Annotated in this window: 21 protein-coding genes and 1 tRNA gene; 15 read left to right on the forward strand and 7 right to left on the reverse strand. The window is 54.9% G+C overall.

What is annotated here, in order from left to right:
- Positions 1 to 213: 213 nt before the first annotated feature.
- Positions 214 to 1017, forward strand: a complete 804-nt coding sequence (dkgB, locus tag V6942_RS22360; protein WP_106930412.1) for a 2,5-didehydrogluconate reductase DkgB — start codon at positions 214 to 216, stop codon at positions 1015 to 1017.
- 62 nt (positions 1018 to 1079) lie between these two features.
- On the opposite strand, the gene yafC is transcribed toward dkgB, so the two are convergent.
- Entirely contained in the window at positions 1080 to 1967 is an 888-nt protein-coding gene (yafC, locus tag V6942_RS22365; RefSeq protein ID WP_106930410.1) for a DNA-binding transcriptional regulator YafC, read from the reverse strand.
- Between the two features lie 104 nt (positions 1968 to 2071).
- On the opposite strand from yafC, the gene V6942_RS22370 reads away from it, so the two are divergent.
- Both V6942_RS22370 and V6942_RS22375 read left to right on the forward strand, forming a co-directional pair.
- Entirely contained in the window at positions 2072 to 3247 is a 1176-nt protein-coding gene (locus V6942_RS22370) for an MFS transporter (RefSeq protein WP_182929422.1), read from the forward strand.
- Between the two features lie 142 nt (positions 3248 to 3389).
- On the forward strand, positions 3390 to 4184 hold the full coding sequence (locus tag V6942_RS22375; protein ID WP_106930406.1) for an endonuclease/exonuclease/phosphatase family protein: 795 nt from the start codon (positions 3390 to 3392) through the stop codon (positions 4182 to 4184).
- A gap of 57 nt (positions 4185 to 4241) precedes the next feature.
- Here V6942_RS22375 and mltD read toward each other — a convergent pair whose 3' ends face one another.
- Both mltD and gloB read right to left on the reverse strand, forming a co-directional pair.
- The gene (mltD, locus tag V6942_RS22380; protein WP_333501824.1) at positions 4242 to 5603 is read right to left on the reverse strand and encodes a murein transglycosylase D; all 1362 of its coding nucleotides are present in this window, start codon (positions 5601 to 5603) and stop codon (positions 4242 to 4244) included.
- 71 nt (positions 5604 to 5674) lie between these two features.
- Positions 5675 to 6430 (reverse strand): hydroxyacylglutathione hydrolase, encoded by a 756-nt coding sequence (gene gloB / locus V6942_RS22385; protein ID WP_106930402.1) that lies wholly within the window; start codon positions 6428 to 6430, stop codon positions 5675 to 5677.
- Between the two features lie 31 nt (positions 6431 to 6461).
- Here gloB and V6942_RS22390 point away from each other — a divergent pair, with 31 nt between their 5' ends.
- A complete protein-coding gene (locus tag V6942_RS22390) occupies positions 6462 to 7187 on the forward strand; it encodes a class I SAM-dependent methyltransferase (RefSeq protein ID WP_106930400.1) in 726 nt (241 codons plus the stop codon).
- Here the strand turns inward: V6942_RS22390 and rnhA are convergent.
- The gene (gene rnhA / locus V6942_RS22395) at positions 7184 to 7762 is read right to left on the reverse strand and encodes a ribonuclease HI (protein ID WP_181358051.1); all 579 of its coding nucleotides are present in this window, start codon (positions 7760 to 7762) and stop codon (positions 7184 to 7186) included. The two genes, V6942_RS22390 and rnhA, sit on opposite strands and share 4 nt — an antisense overlap.
- Between rnhA and dnaQ the strand changes: the two genes are divergently transcribed.
- Both dnaQ and V6942_RS22405 read left to right on the forward strand, forming a co-directional pair.
- On the forward strand, positions 7716 to 8447 hold the full coding sequence (gene dnaQ, locus V6942_RS22400; protein WP_146145740.1) for a DNA polymerase III subunit epsilon: 732 nt from the start codon (positions 7716 to 7718) through the stop codon (positions 8445 to 8447). The two genes, rnhA and dnaQ, sit on opposite strands and share 47 nt — an antisense overlap.
- A gap of 130 nt (positions 8448 to 8577) precedes the next feature.
- A tRNA-Asp gene (locus V6942_RS22405) sits at positions 8578 to 8654 on the forward strand.
- A gap of 109 nt (positions 8655 to 8763) precedes the next feature.
- Here V6942_RS22405 and V6942_RS22410 read toward each other — a convergent pair.
- Entirely contained in the window at positions 8764 to 9534 is a 771-nt protein-coding gene (locus tag V6942_RS22410; protein ID WP_106930391.1) for an amidohydrolase, read from the reverse strand.
- 180 nt (positions 9535 to 9714) lie between these two features.
- Here V6942_RS22410 and ivy point away from each other — a divergent pair, with 180 nt between their 5' ends.
- Positions 9715 to 10161 carry an Ivy family C-type lysozyme inhibitor gene (gene ivy, locus V6942_RS22415; protein WP_106930389.1) on the forward strand — a complete coding sequence of 149 codons (447 nt, stop codon included), beginning with the start codon at positions 9715 to 9717 and terminating at the stop codon, positions 10159 to 10161.
- 97 nt (positions 10162 to 10258) lie between these two features.
- Here the strand turns inward: ivy and fadE are convergent, their stop codons facing one another.
- Positions 10259 to 12703, reverse strand: coding sequence for an acyl-CoA dehydrogenase FadE (gene fadE / locus V6942_RS22420; RefSeq protein WP_333501825.1), 2445 nt, complete (start codon positions 12701 to 12703; stop codon positions 10259 to 10261).
- A gap of 238 nt (positions 12704 to 12941) precedes the next feature.
- On the opposite strand from fadE, the gene lpcA reads away from it, so the two are divergent.
- Complete coding sequence (gene lpcA, locus V6942_RS22425; RefSeq protein ID WP_106930385.1) at positions 12942 to 13523, forward strand: D-sedoheptulose 7-phosphate isomerase; 582 nt, start codon at positions 12942 to 12944, stop codon at positions 13521 to 13523.
- Positions 13524 to 13565: 42 nt separating this feature from the next.
- Positions 13566 to 14333 (forward strand): class II glutamine amidotransferase, encoded by a 768-nt coding sequence (locus tag V6942_RS22430; protein WP_106930383.1) that lies wholly within the window; start codon positions 13566 to 13568, stop codon positions 14331 to 14333.
- Here V6942_RS22430 and dpaA read toward each other — a convergent pair.
- Entirely contained in the window at positions 14304 to 15044 is a 741-nt protein-coding gene (gene dpaA / locus V6942_RS22435; protein WP_106930381.1) for a peptidoglycan meso-diaminopimelic acid protein amidase, read from the reverse strand. The two genes, V6942_RS22430 and dpaA, sit on opposite strands and share 30 nt — an antisense overlap.
- Positions 15045 to 15603: 559 nt before the next feature.
- Between dpaA and V6942_RS22440 the strand changes: the two genes are divergently transcribed.
- From V6942_RS22440 to nqrF, 6 genes are read left to right on the forward strand one after another with little or no spacing between them, the layout of a single operon-like run.
- A complete protein-coding gene (locus V6942_RS22440; protein ID WP_106930379.1) occupies positions 15604 to 16947 on the forward strand; it encodes a Na(+)-translocating NADH-quinone reductase subunit A in 1344 nt (447 codons plus the stop codon).
- 3 nt (positions 16948 to 16950) lie between these two features.
- Complete coding sequence (locus V6942_RS22445) at positions 16951 to 18189, forward strand: NADH:ubiquinone reductase (Na(+)-transporting) subunit B (protein ID WP_106930414.1); 1239 nt, start codon at positions 16951 to 16953, stop codon at positions 18187 to 18189.
- Complete coding sequence (locus V6942_RS22450) at positions 18182 to 18976, forward strand: Na(+)-translocating NADH-quinone reductase subunit C (RefSeq protein ID WP_106930377.1); 795 nt, start codon at positions 18182 to 18184, stop codon at positions 18974 to 18976. The genes V6942_RS22445 and V6942_RS22450 overlap by 8 nt, the downstream gene beginning before the upstream one ends.
- Positions 18969 to 19607, forward strand: a complete 639-nt coding sequence (locus V6942_RS22455) for an NADH:ubiquinone reductase (Na(+)-transporting) subunit D (RefSeq protein WP_106930375.1) — start codon at positions 18969 to 18971, stop codon at positions 19605 to 19607. Before V6942_RS22450 ends, V6942_RS22455 begins: the two co-directional genes overlap by 8 nt.
- Before the next feature lie 6 nt (positions 19608 to 19613).
- Positions 19614 to 20210: an NADH:ubiquinone reductase (Na(+)-transporting) subunit E gene (gene nqrE / locus V6942_RS22460; protein ID WP_106930373.1), complete on the forward strand. Its 597-nt coding sequence runs from the start codon at positions 19614 to 19616 to the stop codon at positions 20208 to 20210.
- Between the two features lie 12 nt (positions 20211 to 20222).
- A complete protein-coding gene (gene nqrF, locus V6942_RS22465; protein WP_106930371.1) occupies positions 20223 to 21446 on the forward strand; it encodes an NADH:ubiquinone reductase (Na(+)-transporting) subunit F in 1224 nt (407 codons plus the stop codon).
- Position 21447 lies beyond the last annotated feature (1 nt).

The raw sequence follows: 21447 nt of genomic DNA on the forward strand, positions 1-21447 counted from the left end.
CTGCCTGTCACGCAGGGGGTCGCGGGTTCGAGTCCCGTCCGTTCCGCCACTTATTAAGAGCCCTGAGCATTTGCTCAGGGCTTTTTTCTTTGTCTTACATTCAATTATTGCTGTTTTAGCAAAAATCCTCTGCATTTCTCGCCCTTTTTCTCAATCCTCTCGTTCGTCATACTGGTTTCAACTAACCCATACTGATAAATAAAGAGGAAGATCATGACAATCCCTGCATTGGGCCTCGGCACTTTCCGCCTGAAAGATGACGTTGTTATCGCATCCGTAAAAACGGCGCTGGAGCTGGGCTATCGCGCGATCGATACCGCACAAATTTATGATAATGAAGCGGCTATTGGTCAGGCGATTGCTGAAAGCGGCGTAGCGCGCAGCGAGCTGTTTATTACCACTAAAATCTGGACCGAGAACCTCGGTAAAGACAAGCTGATTACCAGCCTGCAAGAGAGCCTGCAAAAACTACGAACTGACTATGTCGATCTGACGCTGATCCACTGGCCGTCGCCGAATGACACGGTTGCGGTTGAAGAGTTTATGGCTGCGCTGCTGGAAGCCAGGACGCTGGGTCTGACTCGCCAGATTGGTATCTCTAACTTCACCATTCCGCTGATGGAACGCGCAATTGCCGCCGTAGGCGCAGACAACATTGCGACGAACCAGATTGAGCTGTCACCTTTCCTACAGAATCGTAAAGTGGTGGACTGGGCCGCTGAGCACGGTATCCACATTACGTCCTACATGACGCTGGCTTATGGTAAGGCGCTGAAAGATGAAACGATTGCCGCGATTGCTGCGAAACATCACGCCACGCCAGCGCAGGTGATCCTCTCCTGGGCTATTGGAGAAGGGTACGCGGTGATTCCATCATCAACCAAGCGCGAAAACCTGGCCAGCAACCTGTTGGCGCTGACCTTAACGCTCGATGCTGAAGATAAACTGGCGATTGCCGCACTGGAGTGCAATGACCGTCTGGTCAGCCCAGAAGGCCTGGCACCACAGTGGGATTGATCCTGCTTCTGCCTTAACCCTCAAACGACCCTCGATAAGCCCGGACGAACTACGCGTCTGGGCTATTTTTTGACATATTCGCTAAGAAAATCAATAAATGCCCGAATTCGTGTGCTCACCGCCCGGTCACTGTAGTAGACCGCGCTAAAGGGCATCTCAACGGGTAGACGCTTATCGGCCAGCAGCTCAACAAACTCCCCGCTGGCAATCTCCTTATCCACCATAAAGTCCGACAGGCAGGCAATACCGTTACCGTGCAGGCACAGCTGCTTGATGGTTTCACCGCTATTGGATGAAATGCCGCAGCTAATCTCCATAAACTGACCGTCACAGCAGTAGACCGGCCACGTGTTAAGAGAAGAGGGCTCGGTGAATCCCAGACACAGGTGTTCCTTCAGATCGATGACGCTCTCAGGCTTGCCATGACGGGCAATGTACTCCGGCGAGGCGACGATTTTTCGATAGCTGCTAAACAGCGGACGTGCGCGCAGACTGGAGTCACTCAATGTGCCAGCGCGAATGGCAACATCGACCTTGCGCTCAATCAGATTGATAAATGTCTCTGAAGAGACCAGCGACAGCGTCACCTCCGGGTACCGTTCACGGAAGGGCTGAACCAGCGGCATCAGCAAATGTAGCATCACCGGCGTGGCGGCGTCGACGCGCAGCAGCCCGCGTGGCGTATTACGCGTATCCAGCAGCTCCGTCTCGGCGGCGGCCATTTCCTGTAGTACCACCTGCATACGGCGGAAATAGCGCTCTCCCTCTTCGGTCAGGCTAAGCTGGCGCGTCGTACGGTTGAGCAGGCTTACGCCAAGCTTGGATTCCAGCTTTTTAACCGCGCGGCTTACCGCCGAGTTAGCCTGGCCCAATTGCTCGGCTGCCCGGCTGAAGCTACCGCTTTCCACGACGGCGACAAAAATGGCGATCTCTTCTGATGTGGCTCTCATTGTTGCACCTGAAGCAAAATTCTATTGAGATTTTGAATATTTTTGTTATTTAAACACCACGGCATACTACGTGTCATCTTAATACTGATGATGTGGAGTTAATTATGCCGCTGGCGCTACTTGCCTTAACGATCAGTGCCTTTGCAATTGGCACAACCGAATTTGTGATTGTCGGCCTGGTCCCGACGATCGCCGAACAGCTGGCTATCTCGTTGCCTTCCGCCGGGATGCTGGTTTCAATTTATGCGCTGGGCGTTGCTATCGGGGCGCCGGTGCTCACCGCTTTGACCGGCAAACTGCCGCGCAAACAGCTGCTGCTGGCGTTAATGGTACTGTTTACCGTTGGTAACCTGCTGGCCTGGCAGGCGCCGGGATACGCCACACTGGTGGTTGCACGCCTGCTGACCGGGCTTGCTCATGGTGTGTTCTTCTCCATCGGCTCAACGATAGCTACCAGTCTGGTACCGAAAGAGAAAGCGGCCTCGGCAATTGCAATAATGTTCGGCGGGTTGACCGTTGCATTGGTGACAGGCGTTCCGCTGGGCACCTTTATTGGCCAGCATTTTGGCTGGCGCGAGACCTTCCTTGCCGTTTCTATGCTGGGCGTGATTGCACTGATCGCTAGCGCCGTGCTGGTTCCGCGGAATATCCCAAGCCGCGCGCCTGCCAGCTTAGCCGACCAGATGAAAGTGCTGACTCACCCGCGTTTGCTGATGATCTATGCGATCACCGCACTGGGCTACGGTGGCGTCTTTACCGCCTTTACTTTCCTGGCACCGATGATGCAAAACCTCGCAGGCTTTACGCCAAACGCGGTGAGCTGGATCCTGCTAGGCTACGGTGTCGCGGTTGCCGTGGGCAACATCTGGGGGGGAAAACTGGCCGATAAACACGGTGCGGTGCCGGCGCTGAAATTTATCTTTGCTGCATTGGCCGCACTGCTGATTGTATTCCAGTTCACCGCCTCTATTCAGTATGCAGCACTGGCAACGGTGCTGGTGATGGGCGTCTTTGCCTTTGGCAACGTGCCTGGACTGCAGGTCTACGTCGTGCAAAAAGCGGAAGAGTACACGCCTGCTGCCGTTGACGTTGCTTCTGGTCTGAATATTGCCGCCTTCAACGTCGGTATTGCGCTGGGGTCTGTCGTCGGCGGGCAAACCGTTGAACATTATGGCCTCGCACAGACTCCGTGGATTGGCGCATTGATTGTGGTGGTGGCGCTGCTGCTGACCGCCCTGAGCGGCCGTCTGGATAAACCCGTCCGCGTGGCGCTAGGCTAGGATTATCTCAGTAAGCGCAGGCTTACATAAGTTCACCTGGCTTTATCACAAATAGCGTTGAAACCGCGGGCAAAAGCCCCTATAACTGAGGGACCCTCCTGGAATCAGGTGGGTTCTTTGGTTATTGAGGTTATAAAAGAAAGTGCGAAAAAATACCTACGCCATGCGCTACATCGCCGGACAACCCGCGGAGCGGATCCTACCGCCGCCGGGGGCGTATTCCGGGCTGAGCGAGGCGTTATCGGTGGGTAAGCCGTTAAGCACTGAAGAGAATATTCGCATCCTGGTGTGGAATATCTTTAAACAGCAGCGTGCAGAATGGCTGTCGGTGCTGAATAAGTACGGCAAAGATGCGCATCTGGTGTTACTTCAGGAGGCGCAAACAACGCCTGAGCTAGTGAAGTTTGCAACCACTAACTATCTGGCGGCCGATCAGGTCCCGGCGTTCGCACTGCCTCATCATCCTTCTGGCGTCATGACGCTGTCTGCCGCTCAGCCCGTTTACTGCTGCCCGCTGCGCGAACGTGAGCCTATTCTGCGGCTGGCGAAATCAGCGTTAGTAACCGTTTACCCACTTCCCGACTCACGCCTGCTGATGGTCGTGAACATCCATGCCGTGAACTTTAGCCTTGGCGTCGATGTTTACAGCAAGCAACTGATGCCCATTGGCGAGCAAATTGCGTTGCATAACGGCCCGGTGATTATGGCCGGTGATTTTAACGCCTGGAGCCGCCCACGCATGAATGCGCTGTATCGATTTGCACGTGATATGTCGCTACGCCCGGTGTATTTCGATGACGATCAGCGCCGTCGCGCGTTTGGACGCCCGCTCGATTTTGTCTTTTACCGAGGGTTGAATGTGACAGAGGCTTCTGTGCTGGTGACCCGCGCATCGGACCATAATCCGTTGATTGTAGAATTTAGCCCGAGCAGATAGGGCAAGAGACATAAAAAAGGCACCGGGGAAGACGGTGCCTTTTTTATTGTTTGCCTGTCAGGAGTCAGGACGGTCGCTGTTTTTTACATACAGCGTAAGCTGATCGCCCGGCTGCAAATTGCCTGCGTCGTTATTCCAGCGCATCACATCTTTGATGTTGACGCCGTGACGCTTTGCAATGCTCGACAGCGAGTCGCCTTTACGTACGCGATACGTAATGCTGCTGTTATCGGCAAGACGCGCAGCGCTGCTGCCTGCACTCACCGTTAAGCTTTGCCCTACTTTCAGGCTGCTGCCACGCAGGTTGTTCCACTGCTGCAGATCTTTTGCCGTTACGCCTAAGCGCGATGCAATGCCCGACAGCGTGTCACCTGAGCGAACCTTATAGCTACGGCTGGACATCGGCGTATTATCGGCGACCAGCGTTGGCTGGAGGTCGGCAATTTCACCGGAGGCCAGGGATTCACGCAGCTGGTCTGCATGCTTCTGTGGCACCATCACGTACTTAGGACCGCTTGCACCAAGCGTTGAGCCTTTCACGCCAGCATTGAAGGTCTTAAGCTTATTGACCGGCATACCTGCCATGTCAGCGAGCTGAGAGATCTCAACGGGGCTATCGAGGCGAACACGCGCCAGTGCTCGGCTTTCGTCAGTCGTAGGCAGACGAACGCCATAGCGTTTGCTGTTTTTGAGAATGTCGCTCAAAGCCAGCATCTTCGGTACGTAGACCTTAGTTTCCTGAGGCAATGGGAGAGACCAGAAGTCCGTAGGCTTACCACGGGCCTTGTTCGCTTTCATTGCTTTCATCACACGGCCTTCACCGCTGTTATACGCCGCCACGGTTAATAACCAGTCGCCGTCGAACATTTTGTTCAGACGCTGCATCATATCCAGTGCTGCCGTTGTGGAAGCAACGACGTCACGACGCGCGTCATAACTGCGGGTCTGTTTCAGACCGTAATTTCGCCCTGTGCTCGGAATGATCTGCCAAATACCTGCGGCATTGGCACCAGACGTTGCGTGCGGGTCAAAAGCGCTCTCCACTATGGGTAGTAATACCAGTTCCATCGGCATGTTACGTTTCTTAACTTGCCCGGCTATCCAGTACATATACGGCTCTGCCCGTAAAGTTACATCGTGGAGATAGCTCTTATTTCGTAAGTACTTCTGTTTCTGTTCGCGAACCCGGGTATTATCCGGAATTCCCATCTTTAGCTCGTCGCCAATGTAAGCCCACAAGTCCTGATTCTGCATGTCGAATGTCCCATCGTCCATCCAACGTGCCTGACTAGCGAACTTACTTGCTTCCCCTTGACTAGCCGCAGAAAGGCTCTGTGCGTGCTGTTGGACGTTGCCCTGCTGTGACGCCTGGCACCCCACGAGCAGGACAGAGGCGAGTAATATCGCTTTTGCCTTCATGTGTGTGTCAATAGTTGCTTAAAAGACGACCGATAATAACGACGAACTTTCGAAAACGCAACCCGGAAGTATCAGAAGTTATCTTTCTTTGCCCGTAACCATGCAAAACGCTCTTCAGATTGTAGCAATTTTGTTTCTTTGCTTATTTCATTAATTAAATCAATATCATCCGTTCTTAAAAAGAGATTAATCTGTCGCTCTTTTTTCAGAGTTGTGGGGAGTGTTATTTGTTTTTTTGCACGTAACTCCTTAACTTCTCGATAGTATTCGTTAATGAACAAATCATGCGGTAAAACGCTCAGGGCAAACGTCATGTTGGAGAGCGTGTACTCATGTGCGCAACAAATTAGCGTCTCTTCCGGCAGGCTGTTAATGTGCTGCAACGAGCGGTACATCTGGGCTGGCGTACCTTCAAATAATCGCCCGCAGCCCCCGGAAAATAGGGTATCGCCACAAAAAAGCCAAGGGGCGCTGTAGAAACAGACATGTCCTGAAGTGTGTCCCGGAGTAGCAAAAACGTGAAATTCCTGGTCAAGTACGCGGATGCGATCGCCGTCGGCAACTATTTTTGTTGTGCCTTTGTTACGTGTCTCTTCTGGGCCATAAACGATCAAATTCGGAAAACGCCTATGCAGATCCGCCACGCCGCCGACGTGATCGTGATGATGATGGGTTAACAGGATGGCTTCCGGCTGCCAGCCGTGACGATCGATAGCGTCCAGTACGGGGGCGGCTTCGCCAGGATCGACGATCAGGCAGCGACCTGTTTGATCGTTAAGAACCCAGATGTAGTTGTCCTGAAACGCTGAAATACTGTTAAGATTCATTCGTTACCTCTTACGCGTAGGGAAGGTTGTGATGAAACCGGCAAGGATACCTCAAACAGTCTCAGCGCCTGTCTCGTGGGCACAAATGCCCTGGGGTGAATATTATCGTGAGGCCATCGATCGTCAACTGAAACCCTGGCTGGGTAAGCTCTACGGCTTTCACCTGCTTAAGGTGGGCAATCTGAGCGCGGAGATCAACACCGAAGCGTGTGCTATCTCCCATCAGGTGAATATCTCGCTAGAGGGCAGCCCAATGCAGGTGATGGCCGATCCGCTGCATTTGCCGTTTGCCGAGAAATCGGTCGATGCCTGTCTGCTTGCCCATACGTTGCCCTGGTGCAGCGATCCTCACCGAATGCTGCGCGAGGCTGACCGAGTGTTAATTGACGATGGCTGGCTGATCATCAGCAGCTTCAACCCGGTTAGTCTGATGGGGCTGCGCAAGCTGTTTCCGGTGCTGCGCAAATCTGTGCCGTACAACAGCAGGATGTTTACGCTGACGCGTCAGCTTGACTGGCTGTCGCTGCTGAATTTTGAAGTGCTGCACCAGGGCTGTTTCCAGGTGCTGCCGTGGGCGAAGCAGGGGGGCGTGATGTTAAGCACCCATCTACCTGCGCTGGGCTGCCTGCAGGTTATCGTCGCGCGTAAGCGCACGATCCCGCTGACGCTAAACCCGATGCGGCAAAATAAAGCGAAAAGCCGCATCACGCAGGCGGTCGGCGCAACGCGGCAGTATCGCAAACCGCCGGACGCTTAAGCTTCCGGCTGGTAGCCCGTATCGTCTTGCGTTGGCGCGGAGGCTGCGGCACGCGCCAGCTCATCGCAGCGTTCGTTCTCGGGGTGCCCGGCGTGGCCTTTAACCCACTCCCAGCGAATTTCATGCTGACCAAGCGCCGCATCAAGTCGTTGCCAGAGATCGACGTTCTTCACCGGCTTTTTATCCGCCGTCTTCCAGCCTCGCTTTTTCCAGTTATGAATCCATTGGGTGATCCCCTGACGAACATACTGGCTATCGGTGCTTAGCACCACGGTGCACGGCTCTTTCAGCGCTTCGAGCGCGACAATCGCCGCCATCAGCTCCATGCGGTTGTTGGTGGTCAGGCGATAGCCTTCATTAAAGGTTTTTTCCCGCTGGCGATAGCGTAAAATAGCGCCATAGCCGCCGGGGCCTGGGTTACCAAGGCAAGAGCCATCGGTGAAAATTTCTACCTGTTTAAGCATCTCTGGTAGACTTCCTGTATCTGCAATCGAAAGTAAAACGGCAAGTCTGACATAAATGACTGATATGAGCACTGCAATTACGCGACAGATCGTTCTGGATACCGAAACCACCGGTATGAACCAGATCGGCGCCCACTATGAAGGCCACAAGATCATCGAGATCGGTGCCGTCGAAGTGATCAACCGTCGTTTGACCGGCAACAACTTCCACGTTTACCTCAAGCCGGACCGGCTGGTGGATCCTGAAGCCTTTGGCGTTCACGGTATTGCCGACGAGTTCTTGCTGGATAAACCCACTTTTGCCGACGTGGCCGATGAGTTTCTTGACTACATCCGCGGCGCGGAGCTGGTCATTCATAACGCATCGTTCGATATCGGCTTTATGGACTACGAGTTTAGTAAGCTTAATCGTGGTATTCCAAAGACCGATACTTTCTGTAAGGTGACCGATAGCCTGGCGCTGGCGAGGAAAATGTTCCCCGGTAAGCGTAACAGCCTTGATGCGTTATGCTCGCGCTATGAAATAGATAATACTAAGCGTACGCTGCACGGCGCATTACTCGATGCCCAGATTCTGGCCGATGTTTATCTGACGATGACCGGCGGACAAACCTCCATTAAATTTGCGATGGAAGGTGAGGGGCAGCAGCAGGCGGGTGATACCGGCATCCAGCGCATTGTGCGTGCCGCAAGCAAGCTGCGTGTGGTTTATGCCACGGACGAAGAGCTGGTGAATCACGAATCGCGCCTCGACCTGGTGCAGAAAAAAGGCGGAAGCTGCCTCTGGCGGTCATAAACAGGCCATTTTTGCTGTGAAAATAGCCGGTTGGGCGATTTTTGCAGCAAACGATTCAAAAGTAGAGAAAAAGCGTTGACGGTTTCCCAGGGAATACGTAATATTCGCCTCGTTCCCAAGGGAACACAGCGGAGCGGTAGTTCAGTCGGTTAGAATACCTGCCTGTCACGCAGGGGGTCGCGGGTTCGAGTCCCGTCCGTTCCGCCACTATTCAGAAAGCCCGAATCAGCAATGATTCGGGCTTTCGTCGTTTCTGACGTCGAAATAGACGTATCTTACCATTCGCCCCTCCGTGCGGAGAGGCGCGTTGTGACTTTCAGCCTAGCGCAAACGGATCGGCATCCTGCCAGGCCGGAAATTTCTCGCGGTACTCCTGCAGCAGCGTCATCGAGAGCTCGCCGTCAATACGGGTGGCCTGATGCGCTTCGGCAGCCGCGAGGATTTCGCCCTGTGGGGTGATGATTCGGCTGTCGCCGCGGTAGTGATGGCTGTTGCCATCGGTACCCACGCGGTTACAGCCCGCGACGTAGGCCTGATTCTCGATCGCTCGGGCCATCAGCAGCGATTGCCAGTGGTGTGAGCGCGGGGCAGGCCAGTTGGCGACGTACAGCGCCAGATCGTAGTCGTTGCGGTTTCGCGACCATACCGGGAAGCGCAGGTCATAGCAGACGAGCGGCAAAATGCGCCAGCCGCGCCATGTCAGCACGATGCGCTGGTCGCCGGCAAGATAGTGGTGATGTTCCTCGGCCATGCGGAACAGATGTCGCTTGTCGTAGGCGTGCACCCGGCCTTCCGGCTCAACGAGCAGAAAACGGTTAACCGCGCCGCGAGATGTTTGCAATGCAGCGCTACCGGCAATGAGGGCGTTGGTACGCTGCGCCTGCTGTCGCATCCAGGCAATAACGTCGGTTTCCACCATTGACTGCTTCGCGGCTTCCATTGCGAAACCGGTAGTGAACATCTCTGGTAGTACAATCACGTCTCGCCCGACAATCTCTTCCATCAGCCGGCCAAAATGGCGCAGGTTCGCCGGGCCGTCCATCCATACTAGCGGTTGTTGCAAAAGGGTTATCTTTAAACCTGGCACGGCGATTGGCTCCTGTCGTATGGGCTCTTTTTTAACTTTAACACCTTATCAGGTCGTTGCCGCGCTACGGAATATTTTGCTAATAAATCGCATATCAGAAATGACTGATTTGCTTTTTACGCGTAGCCGCTCACGCTTAACAAGATGAAAACTAAGAGCAGGATAGGCTCGGGAGGAATAATGTTAAAAGTCATTACCACGATAGCGCTATTGGTTGGCGCATCCAGCGCGATGGCGCAGGGCGATGTGACTATCAGCAGCCTGGCGAAAGGCGAAACCAGCAAAGCCGCGTTTAATCAAATGGTCAAAGGGCATAAGCTGCCCGCGTGGGTCAGCAACGGCGGGACATTTTCGCCAGCTAAAACGGTGACGTTGGGCAACGAGTCCTGGCAAGTGCTGAGCGCCTGTAAACCGCATGACTGCGGCTCGGAGCGCGTGGCGGTACTGTGGTCAGAAAAATCGCAGCAAATGTCAGGCGTCTTCTCTACGGTGAATGAAAAAACCACCCAGGAGAAGCTTACCTGGCTGAACGTGAGCGACGCGTTGTCAATTGATGGTAAAACGGTGCTATTTGCTGCGCTAAGCGGGAGCCTGGAAAACCACCCCGATGCGTTTAATTACAAGTAGCAAACGCTGAATAGAAAACGGCGCAAAGCCAATAAAAAACGGAGCCGATGGGCTCCGTTTTCGTTGTTACTGCAAATGCCCTCAGGGAGGATTGATGCTACGCGGCTTCAACCTTGCGCACGTTGTCCGGCAGCTTTACCGGCTTGGTCGCCAATTCTTCCGGTGCAAAGTCATCCACGTTAATGCTGCGCAGACGGCTCGCTTCAGCTTTCGTCAGAATGGCGGCTTCGGTCTGATCGATAAGCCCCTTCGCCAGTGCGTTACGCGCCAGTTCATCCAGGCGGGTAAACGGCAGATTTTTGCCAATTTCTTTGCAGATCCGCTGGTGGATTGGATCCGCCGCCATCACATCAACTAACGCCTCTTCCAGCAGGCCAACCGGGTTATGCTCGCTCGGCGTCAGGTACTGACCGCGGCCGATACGGGAACGGGTGGCACTCGGCGTTTGCAGGATCTTCGCCACGCTATGGTCGAGCTTATCGGACGGTGCATCGTAATGACGGCCGGTCGGGAAGATCGCCACGCGCAAAGCGCCTGCAACAAAACGGTTAGGGAAGTTTTTCAGCAGATCGTCAATCGCCTGCTCGGCTTGATGCAAGGCATCCTGAACGCCCCAATGAACCAGCGGTAAATCGGCTTCATTACGGCCTTCATCGTCATAGCGCTTCAGCACCGCCGAGGCCAGATACAGCTGGCTTAAAACATCCCCCAGACGTGCGGAGATACGCTCACGACGTTTCAGGCTCCCGCCCAGTACCGCCATCGAAACATCGGACAGCAGCGCAAGGTTGGCGCTCAGACGGTTCAGGTGCTGATAGTAACGCTTAGTCGCATCGCGGGTTGGCGTCGCGCTGGTTAAGCCGCGAGTGATACCCAGCCAGAAGCTGCGGACCTTGTTGCTGCCGACGTGGCCGATGTGTTTGAACAGCAGTTTGTCGAACGCGTTGACGTCTTTATTCTGTGCCGCAGCCATCTCTTCCAGTACGTACGGATGGCAGCGAATAGCGCCCTGGCCGAAGATCATCATGCTGCGGGTCAGGATATTTGCCCCTTCCACGGTGATAGCAATGGGTGCGCCCTGGTAAGCACGCGCCAGGAAGTTGCCTTCGCCCAGCATGATACCTTTACCGCCGGCGATATCCATCGCGTCAACGATCGACTGCTGGCCGCGGTGAGTACAGTGGTATTTAACGATAGCCGACAGCACCGCCGGTTTTTCACCGAGCATAATGCCGTAGGTAATCAGGGTCGCAGCGGCGTCCATCACGTAGGCGTTGCCCGCGATACGCGCCAGCGGCTCTTCAATCCCTTCCATTTTACCGATGGACACTTTGAACTGACGGCGAATGTGCGCGTAGGCTCCGGTGGCCAACGCGACGGACTTCACGCCGCCGGTGGAGTTCGATGGCAGGGTGATACCGCGGCCAACGGAGAGACATTCAACCAGCATACGCCAGCCCTGACCGGCCATTTTTGGCCCGCCGATGATGTAGTCGATCGGCACGAAAATATCCTGACCGCGTGTCGGACCGTTCTGGAACGGCACGTTCAGTGGGAAGTGGCGACGGCCAATTTCAACGCCCGGGGTGTTGGTTGGGATCAGCGCACAGGTAATACCTAAATCTTCCGCGCCGCCCAGCAGTTTATCCGGGTCAGACAGCTTAAAGGCCAGGCCCAGCACGGTGGCAATAGGCGCGAGCGTAATGTAGCGTTTGTTCCAGGTCAGGCGCATGCCCAGTACCTGCTCGCCCTGCCAGTCGCCCATGCAGACCACGCCGGTGTCTGGAATAGCGCCTGCGTCAGAGCCAGCCTCCGGGCTGGTCAGCGCGAAGCAAGGGATTTCCAGACCACGCGCCAGACGCGGCAGATAGTGATTTTTCTGGTCTTCGGTGCCGTAGTGCTGCAGCAGTTCGCCCGGGCCTAAGGAGTTAGGTACGCCCACGGTGATGGCCAGAATGCCGGAAACGCCGGACAGCTTCTGCAGGACGCGCGCCTGAGCATAGGCTGAGAACTCCAGTCCGCCGTACTCTCTCTTAATGATCATCGCGAAGAAACGATGCTCTTTCAGATACGCCCACAACTCCGGCGGCAGATCCGCCATTTCATGGGTGATCTGGAAATCGTTCGCCATCCGACAGGCTTCTTCCACCGGGCCGTCGATAAAGGCTTGTTCTTCGGCGGTCAGCTGCGGACGCGGATAGTTGTGCAGTTTTTTCCAGTCCGGGTTGCCGCGGAACAGATCGCCTTCCCACCAGGTTGTGCCTGCGTCGATCGCTTCTTTTTCGGTGCGCGACATAGGCGGCATCACCTTGCTGAACATGCGGAAGACCGGCGCGGAGATCAGCGCTTTACGCATTGGCGTAAAGTTGAACGGCACGAGGATAATGGCCAGCGGCACCAGCAGCCATAAATTCCACAGACCTGACGCACCCAGTGCAGCAGTCCAGGCCAGTAAAATCAGGCTACCGAGCGTTAAACTGACACGGTGATAGAAGAGTGCACCGAGTAAAGCAATGGTTAAAACAATACTCAAAATCATCATAGAGAAATGCCCCTGTCTTGTAGGAGGTCTGACCACTTGTGATGATATGGTTGTAGTTGATGTGATTTTAATTAGCAATATGTTTACAAGATAATTACAACTCAGTTCACATTGTTGATGCTTTTTAGCGCACCAAAAATTCAAACATTCGGTGAATAAATGGGCCCTTGCTTCTCTGTACTGGCGCTATCCGGTACACTACGGACGACAATTTTATTAATGCTGAAGGATTATCCTCATGTACCAGGATCTTATTCGTAACGAACTGAATGAAGCGGCCGATACGCTGGCAAACTTTCTAAAAGATGATGCCAATATCCATGCTATTCAGCGCGCAGCAGTCCTGCTGGCAGACAGCTTTAAAGCCGGTGGTAAAGTGCTTTCCTGCGGTAACGGTGGCTCCCACTGCGACGCGATGCACTTCGCTGAAGAGCTGACCGGCCGCTATCGTGAAAACCGTCCTGGCTACCCGGCGATTGCGATCTCCGACGTCAGTCATCTCTCCTGCGTGAGTAACGATTTCGGTTATGAATATGTTTTCTCTCGTTACGTCGAGTCTGTCGGCCGCGCGGGTGACGTGCTGCTGGGTATCTCTACCTCGGGCAACTCTGCGAACGTGATTAAAGCTATTGAAGCGGCGCGCGCGCAGGGAATGAAAGTGATCACCCTGACCGGTAAAGACGGCGGCAAAATGGCCGGTTCCGCGGATATCGAGATTCGCGTTCCGCACTTTGGCTACGCCGATCGCGTGCAGGAAATTCACATTAAAGTGATTCATATCCTGATCATGCTGATCGAAAAAGAGATGGTTAAAGGCTAAGTACGACGGGGCCATCGGCCCCGATTTCGCTGGGGGTGTACTATGTGCGAACTGCTCGGGATGAGCGCCAATGTGCCGACCGATATTTGCTTCAGTTTTACCGGGCTGGTTCAGCGCGGTGGAGGGACCGGGCCGCATAAAGACGGCTGGGGTATTACCTTCTATGAAGGTAAAGGCTGTCGCACCTTTAAAGACCCGCAGCCCAGCTATCAGTCACCGATTGCTAAACTAGTGCAGGACTATCCGATCAAATCCTGTTCGGTGATCGCCCATATCCGCCAGGCCAATCGCGGTATGGTGGCGCTGGAAAACACACATCCGTTCACCCGCGAGCTGTGGGGGCGCAACTGGACCTACGCGCACAACGGGCAGCTTTCTGGCTATAAATCGCTGGAGACTGGGCACTTCCGTCCGGTTGGCGAAACCGACAGCGAAAAAGCGTTCTGCTGGCTGCTGCACAAGCTGACTCAGCGCTATCCTCGTACTCCGGGCAATATGCAGGCGGTATTTAAATATATTGCTTCGCTTGCCGATGAGCTGCGCGAGAAGGGCGTGTTTAACATGCTGCTATCAGACGGGCGTTATGTGATGGCGTTCTGCTCCACTAACCTGTATTGGATCACCCGTCGTGCGCCGTTTGGCGTGGCGAAGCTGCTGGATCAGGACGTGGAAATTGATTTTCAGCGGGAGACAACCGCCAACGATGTGGTGACCGTGATTGCCACCCAGCCGCTGACGGGGAATGAAACCTGGCACAAGATTATGCCAGGTGAGTGGCGCTTATTTTGCCTCGGGGAGCGCGTAGTTTGATGCCAGCTGCGGCTGCACCACTTCGTGGCTCAGCGGCTTGCTCACTACGTAGCGGCCGTCAATGACCGAGACGACAGGCGGTTTGTGCGTCTGCTGGAAGTAGTCGTAGCCCGGCTTTAGCTGCTGCCAGAAGTCATGGTAGTATGAGTATTTGTGGCGCTGCATGTTGGCATCGTTCATTCTGAACGGATAGATGCTGACCTGCACGCTCTGCTGGCCAAACACCAGCGCGCCGGTGACAAACTGGAAGATCTCATCAATACCTGAGTCGGTCATGGCATAGCAGCCAATCGACACACAGGCACCGTGAATCATCAGATATTTCCCTTCATAGCCGTGCGCACGGTCATAGGCGTTCGGGAAGCCGATGTTAATTGCTTTATAGAAGCGGCTATCCGGCTTCAGCTGGCTACGCTGTACGGAATAAAACCCTTCCGGGCTTTTGAAATCGCCCTGGCGCTGCTTTGGCCCTAAGCCGCCGGAGTAATTACAGATTTTGTAGCTATCAAGGAGTTGGTAGGTTTCGCCCATTTTCACGAAGAGGTCAAGCGTACGCTCTTCCTTGAAAATCTGGATATACACCGGGGAGCCCATCAATTGCTGCTTATATTCTTTGCTAACAGGCGTCGTCGGGCTGCTGCTGCTCATTAACCCAGCAAACGAAACGCACGGCATTAAAAGCATCGCAATAAATAATGCGATTTTGCGCATACTACTTGTTCCTTGATAAAAAATAACTACACGCCAGGAGAGGCAACAGGGAGAAAAAAGCAGACAAATCTGTTTTTTGTGCGCTCACCTTAGCACCACCGCATTTTTTCGCAAGTAGGGCATTCGGCGTTTACAATTTCGTGTTGCATTCCCGCGGTAGGCCGGTGCGTTGTGCTACCGGTCCGATGGACGGGGCCTCGTACGAAGAGTGTAGGATAAGCTGATGATTCGCTAGCTATCTTTATCCTAATCCACAGAAGTTTGCGTATCAGCTCGCAATTTGGCAGGTTGAAATGCAGAACTGCTGCATCAGGGAAAGAGAAAATGGTAAACTTTCGTTACGTAATCATTCGGTGAAAAATAGGCAAATGAATGCCTGACGGATGATTCAGATAGTAATTCTCTAAACAGTGTAAGAAAGGATGCTTCAGTTTCTCGTCATGCCTGGTCATGGATTGCGAAGAGCTTTCAGGCGCACCTCCTTTCTTTTGTCTCGTTAACCAAAACGCTGGCCTCAGCGCTGAGTTGACGTCGTCGTTAACGGATACCTGCGAACAGTATGATTAAAATAACCAAAGGTCTCGATCTGCCTATAGCTGGCCTGCCCGATCGGCAACGTATTGATGACGTTACCGTGAATCGCGTGGCGGTCAAAGGCGAAGAATATGTCGGGTTGCGCCCTTCAATGGCGGTAAAAGAGGGGGATCGCGTTGTCAAAGGGCAGCTGCTCTTTGAAGACAAAAAGATTCCCGGCGTACGCTTTACCGCCCCGGCCAGCGGCACGGTCAGTGCTATTCATCGCGGCGAGCGGCGCGTGCTGCAGTCGGTCGTCATCGATATCGACGGTGATGCCTCGTTGAACTTTACCGCCTATTCCGCCGACGACCTGGCAACTCTCCCGCGTGAGGTGGTTGCCGCGCAGCTGATCGAATCCGGCATGTGGACCGCAATGCGCACGCGCCCGTTCAGCAAAACCCCCGCTCCGGGGACGGCACCGGCGGCGATATTCGTCACCGCCATGGACACCAACCCGCTGGCCGCAGACCCTCAGCCGATTATCCTCGCCCAGCGTGAAGCCTTTAACGCAGGCCTGACCGTGCTGACGCGTCTTACCGACGGCAAAGTGCACGTTTGCCAGAGCAGCGGCGGCAAGCTGGGCGGCCACCCGCAGGGGCAGGTGACCTTCAATCAGTTCACCGGCCCGCATCCGGCGGGGCTGGTTGGCACGCACATACACTTCCTTGAGCCGGTAAGCCTGAACAAACAGGTGTGGCACCTGAACTATCAGGACGTGATTGCCTACGGCAAACTGTTCCTCGAAGGCGTACTGTGGACGGAGCGCATTATCGCGCTCGGTGGCCCGCAGGTGAAACAGCCACGTCTGCTGCGCACCTGCCTTGGCGCCGATCTCGATGCGCTGGTGGCGGGCGAACTGCACGAGGGCGAAAATCGCGTGTTGTCCGGCTCCGTACTCAACGGCTCACGGGCCGCTGGCCCTCAGGCGTTCCTTGGCCGCTTCCATCTGCAGGTCAGCGTCCTGAAAGAAGGGCGTGAAAAAGAGCTGCTCGGCTGGGTTGCGCCGGGGCGTGACAAGTATTCAATCACCCGCACCACGCTCGGTCATTTCCTGAAGAAGAAATTGTTTAACCTCTCTACGGACACCCACGGCGGCGAACGCGCGATGGTCCCGATTGGCAACTATGAGCGCGTGATGCCGCTGGACATCCTGCCGACCATGCTGCTGCGTGATCTGCTGGCGGGCGATACCGACAGCGCGCAGGCGCTAGGCTGTCTCGAGCTTGATGAAGAAGACCTGGCGCTGTGTACCTACGTTTGTCCGGGGAAATACGAATACGGGCCGGTGTTGCGCCACGTATTAACGCAAATTGAGCAGGAAGGCTAAGTGATGGGCTTAAAACAGCTGCTGGAAAAAGTTGAGCCGCACTTCACGCAGGGCGGCAAGCTGGAAAAATACTACCCGCTGTATGAAGCAACGGCGACGTTGCTCTACACGCCGGGCCACGTCACCAAAGGTGCGGCGCACGTCCGTGACGCCATCGACCTGAAGCGCATGATGATCCTCGTGTGGTTCGCCGTCTTCCCGGCGATGTTCTGGGGGATGTACAACGTTGGGCTGCAAACGATCCCGGCGCTGCACAAACTGTACGGCGCGGAACAGCTGCAGCAGGTCATCGCCGGTAACTGGCACTACAGCGTGGCGCAGGCGCTGGGCGTCAGCTTCGCGGCGGACGCCGGCTGGCTCAGCATGATGACGCTGGGTGCGGTGTTCTTTCTTCCTATTTACGCCACGGTATTCCTGGTAGGCGGTTTCTGGGAAGTGCTGTTTGCGATTGTGCGTAAGCATGAAGTGAACGAAGGTTTTTTCGTCACCTCTATTTTGTTTGCGCTGATTGTTCCGCCGACGATGCCGCTATGGCAGGCGGCGCTCGGCATCTCCTTTGGGGTGGTGATAGCCAAAGAGATCTTTGGCGGTACCGGACGCAACTTCCTTAACCCGGCGCTGGCCGGGCGCGCGTTCCTGTTCTTTGCCTATCCGGCACAAATCTCCGGCGATCTCGTCTGGACCGCTGCCGACGGATTCTCCGGCGCAACGCCGCTTTCCCAGTGGGCAAGCCACGGTGGAGAAGCGCTGGTCAACGTCGTCACCGGTCAGCCGGTAAGCTGGATGGACGCCTTTATCGGCAACATCCCGGGTTCAATTGGCGAAGTATCGACGCTGATGATCCTGCTCGGTGGTGCGCTAATTATTTTTGGTCGCGTAGCTTCCTGGCGCATTGTCGCCGGGGTGATGGTTGGCATGATTGCCTGTGCGACGCTGTTTAACCTGGTTGGCTCTGACACCAATCCAATGTTCGCCATGCCGTGGTACTGGCATCTGGTGCTGGGCGGCTTCGCCTTCGGCATGATGTTTATGGCTACCGACCCGGTCTCCGCGTCGTTTACTGATAAAGGGAAATGGTGCTACGGCGCATTGATTGGCGCAATGTGCGTGCTGATTCGCGTGGTTAACCCGGCCTATCCGGAAGGGATGATGCTGGCGATTCTGTTCGCCAACCTCTTTGCACCGCTGTTCGATTATCTGGTGGTGCGGGCCAATATTAAGCGGAGGAAGTCGCGTGGCTGAGAATAAAAGTAACGATAGCATCGGCAAAACGCTGCTGGTGGTGCTGGTGCTTTGTCTGGTCTGCTCTATTGTGGTGGCCGGCTCAGCCGTTGGCCTGAAGCCACTCCAGCAGGAGCAGCGCGCGCTGGATAAACAGCGCAATATCCTGGCGGTGGCCGGGCTGATGCACGATAAGATGACGGCTGACGAGGTGGCTGAAGTGTATGCCAGCCGCGTTACGCCACGGCTGGTAGACCTGAAAAGCGGTGCGATGCTTGATGCCGATCCGGCAAAGTTTAACCAGAGCCAGGCCCTGAAAGATCCCCAGCAAAGCATTGCGCTGGCGTCCAGCGAAGACCCTGCCGGTATTCGTCGCCGCAGCAATGTGGTGGAAATTTACCTCATTAAAGACGAAAAACAGCAGATTCAGGAGATCGTCTTACCGGTTTACGGTAACGGCCTGTGGTCAATGATGTACGCTTTTGTGGCACTGGATACCGACGGGCGCACCATCAAAGGCATCACCTATTATGACCAGGGGGAAACCCCGGGCCTGGGCGGTGAAATTGAAAACCCGAACTGGCGTGCGCAGTTTGTGGGTAAGCGCGTCGTTAACGACGAAGGTCATCCTGCGTTAAGAGTGATGAAGGGCGCTGCGCCGCAGGGCGACCTGTACGCGGTGGATGGCTTATCCGGCGCAACGCTGACCGCCAAAGGCGTCCAGCATAGCTTTGATTTCTGGATGGGCGAACTGGGCTTTGGCCCATTCCTGAAACAGGTGCGAGAAGGAGGGCTGAACCATGGCTGAACAGGGTGAAATGAAAGAGATGAAACGCCTGCTGGTTGGGCCGCTCATTGCCAATAACCCCATCGCGCTACAGGTCCTCGGCGTCTGTTCTGCGCTGGCGGTGACGACCAAGCTGGAAACGGCCTTCGTGATGACAATTGCGGTCACGCTGGTGACGGCGTTTTCCAGCATGTTTATCTCGATGATTCGTCATCATATTCCGAACAGCGTGCGCATCATCGTGCAGATGGCGATCATCGCTTCGCTGGTTATCGTGGTCGATCAGCTGCTGCGCGCGTTTGCCTATGAAACGTCAAAACAGCTGTCGGTCTTCGTCGGGCTGATCATCACGAACTGTATTGTGATGGGGCGCGCGGAAGCGTATGCCATGAAGTCTCCGCCGCTGGCGAGCTTTATGGACGGTATCGGCAACGGTCTGGGTTACGGCGCCATTCTGCTGATTGTTGGCTTCCTGCGTGAACTGATCGGCAGCGGCAAGCTGTTTGGCGTCACGGTGCTGGAAACGGTACAGAACGGCGGCTGGTACCAGCCTAACGGCCTGTTCCTGCTCGCGCCGAGCGCGTTTTTCATTATCGGTCTGCTGATCTGGGCGCTGCGTAGCTGGAAGCCGGAACAGCAGGAAAAGGAGTAACCGATCGTGGCTCACTACATTAGTCTGTTTGTTCGCGCCGTGTTCGTTGAAAACATGGCGCTGGCCTTCTTCCTTGGAATGTGTACATTCCTGGCGGTTTCAAAGAAAGTCTCCACGGCTTTTGGTCTTGGCGTAGCGGTAACGGTGGTTCTGGGCCTTGCCGTACCGATCAACAACCTGGTGTATAACCTGGTGCTGCGCGACGGCGCGTTGGTTGATGGCGTGGATCTTAGCTTCCTCAACTTCATCACCTTCATCGGAGTGATTGCCGCGTTGGTGCAGATTCTCGAGATGATCCTCGATAAATACTTCCCTTCGCTGTACACCGCACTGGGCATCTTCCTACCGCTGATCGCCGTAAACTGCGCCATCTTCGGCGGGGTTTCCTTCATGGTGCAGCGTGATTACAACTTCGGTGAGTCCATTGTTTACGGCTTCGGCTCGGGCATTGGCTGGATGCTGGCGATTGTTGCTCTGGCGGGAATTCGTGAAAAGATGAAGTATTCAAACGTGCCTGCGGGACTGCGCGGCTTAGGGATCACCTTTATCACCACCGGGCTGATGGCGTTAGGCTTTATGTCATTCTCCGGTGTGCAGCTATAAGGGCCGTTAATCATGGAAATTATACTTGGCGTAGTAATGTTTACGCTGATCGTGCTGGTACTGTCGTTGCTGATTTTGTTGGCGAAATCGAAGCTGGTTAATTCCGGCGATGTGGTTATCGAAATCAACAATGAAGCGGACAAACAGATTAAAACCCCGGCGGGTGACAAGCTGCTCAATACGCTGTCCAGCAACGGTATTTTTATCTCCTCCGCCTGCGGCGGCGGGGGCTCATGCGGGCAGTGCCGGGTAACGGTGAAAGAGGGCGGCGGTGATATTCTGCCGACCGAACTGTCACATATCACCAAGCGCGAGGCGAAAGAAGGCTGCCGTCTGGCCTGCCAGGTCGCCGTGCGCCAGGATATGAAAATCGAGCTGCCTGAAGAAGTGTTTGGCGTGAAGAAGTGGGAATGCGAAGTTATCTCTAACGATAACAAAGCCACCTTTATCAAAGAACTGAAGCTGGCTATCCCTGCAGGGGAAAGCGTGCCGTTCCGCGCCGGGGGCTACATTCAGATTGAATGCCCGCCGCATAAGGTTGCTTACGCCGACTTTGACGTGCCCGAGGAATACCGCGCGGACTGGGATAAATACAACTTGTTCCGCTATGTTTCCGACGTGAAAGAGCCAACGCTGCGCGCTTATTCCATGGCGAACTACCCGGAAGAAAAGGGCATGATTATGCTCAACGTGCGAATCGCGACGCCGCCGCCTTCCGCCCCCGATGCGCCGCCGGGAATCATGTCTTCCTACATCTGGTCGCTGAAGGCGGGCGACAAGGTGACGATTTCCGGGCCATTTGGTGAGTTTTTTGCCAAAGATACCGATGCTGAAATGGTCTTTATCGGCGGCGGTGCGGGGATGGCGCCGATGCGCTCCCATATCTTCGATCAGCTTAAGCGTTTGCACAGCAACCGCCGGATCAGCTTCTGGTACGGTGCGCGCTCGCTGCGTGAAATGTTCTATGAAGAGGAATTTGAACAGCTGGCGCGCGAGAACCCGAACTTTACCTTCCATATTGCGCTTTCCGACGCGCAGCCGGAAGATAACTGGACGGGCTACACTGGTTTCATTCATAACGTGCTGTACGAAAACTACCTGCGCGACCACCCGGCGCCGGAAGACTGTGAGTTCTACATGTGTGGGCCGCCGATGATGAACGCCGCGGTCATCAAAATGCTCAAAGAGCTGGGTGTTGAGGATGAAAATATCATGCTCGATGACTTTGGAGGCTGAT

Origin of the sequence: Kluyvera genomosp. 2 (genome assembly GCF_036759865.1) — a bacterium.
GTDB classification, from domain to species: domain Bacteria; phylum Pseudomonadota; class Gammaproteobacteria; order Enterobacterales; family Enterobacteriaceae; genus Kluyvera; species Kluyvera ascorbata_B.

What these genes read in the sequence shown, in the direction of transcription:
- gloB (WP_106930402.1), bottom strand. Translation starts at nt 6,430, where the DNA reads ATGAATCTTAACAGTATTTCAGCGTTTCAGGACAACTACATCTGGGTT.
- lpcA (WP_106930385.1), top strand. Translation starts at nt 12,942, where the DNA reads ATGTACCAGGATCTTATTCGTAACGAACTGAATGAAGCGGCCGATACG.
- ivy (WP_106930389.1), top strand. Translation starts at nt 9,715, where the DNA reads ATGTTAAAAGTCATTACCACGATAGCGCTATTGGTTGGCGCATCCAGC.
- V6942_RS22370 (WP_182929422.1), top strand. Translation starts at nt 2,072, where the DNA reads ATGCCGCTGGCGCTACTTGCCTTAACGATCAGTGCCTTTGCAATTGGC.
- yafC (WP_106930410.1), bottom strand. Translation starts at nt 1,967, where the DNA reads ATGAGAGCCACATCAGAAGAGATCGCCATTTTTGTCGCCGTCGTGGAA.
- V6942_RS22440 (WP_106930379.1), top strand. Translation starts at nt 15,604, where the DNA reads ATGATTAAAATAACCAAAGGTCTCGATCTGCCTATAGCTGGCCTGCCC.
- V6942_RS22445 (WP_106930414.1), top strand. Translation starts at nt 16,951, where the DNA reads ATGGGCTTAAAACAGCTGCTGGAAAAAGTTGAGCCGCACTTCACGCAG.
- dpaA (WP_106930381.1), bottom strand. Translation starts at nt 15,044, where the DNA reads ATGCGCAAAATCGCATTATTTATTGCGATGCTTTTAATGCCGTGCGTT.
- V6942_RS22455 (WP_106930375.1), top strand. Translation starts at nt 18,969, where the DNA reads ATGGCTGAACAGGGTGAAATGAAAGAGATGAAACGCCTGCTGGTTGGG.
- V6942_RS22430 (WP_106930383.1), top strand. Translation starts at nt 13,566, where the DNA reads ATGTGCGAACTGCTCGGGATGAGCGCCAATGTGCCGACCGATATTTGC.
- fadE (WP_333501825.1), bottom strand. Translation starts at nt 12,703, where the DNA reads ATGATGATTTTGAGTATTGTTTTAACCATTGCTTTACTCGGTGCACTC.
- dkgB (WP_106930412.1), top strand. Translation starts at nt 214, where the DNA reads ATGACAATCCCTGCATTGGGCCTCGGCACTTTCCGCCTGAAAGATGAC.
- mltD (WP_333501824.1), bottom strand. Translation starts at nt 5,603, where the DNA reads ATGAAGGCAAAAGCGATATTACTCGCCTCTGTCCTGCTCGTGGGGTGC.
- V6942_RS22390 (WP_106930400.1), top strand. Translation starts at nt 6,462, where the DNA reads ATGAAACCGGCAAGGATACCTCAAACAGTCTCAGCGCCTGTCTCGTGG.
- nqrF (WP_106930371.1), top strand. Translation starts at nt 20,223, where the DNA reads ATGGAAATTATACTTGGCGTAGTAATGTTTACGCTGATCGTGCTGGTA.
- dnaQ (WP_146145740.1), top strand. Translation starts at nt 7,716, where the DNA reads ATGAGCACTGCAATTACGCGACAGATCGTTCTGGATACCGAAACCACC.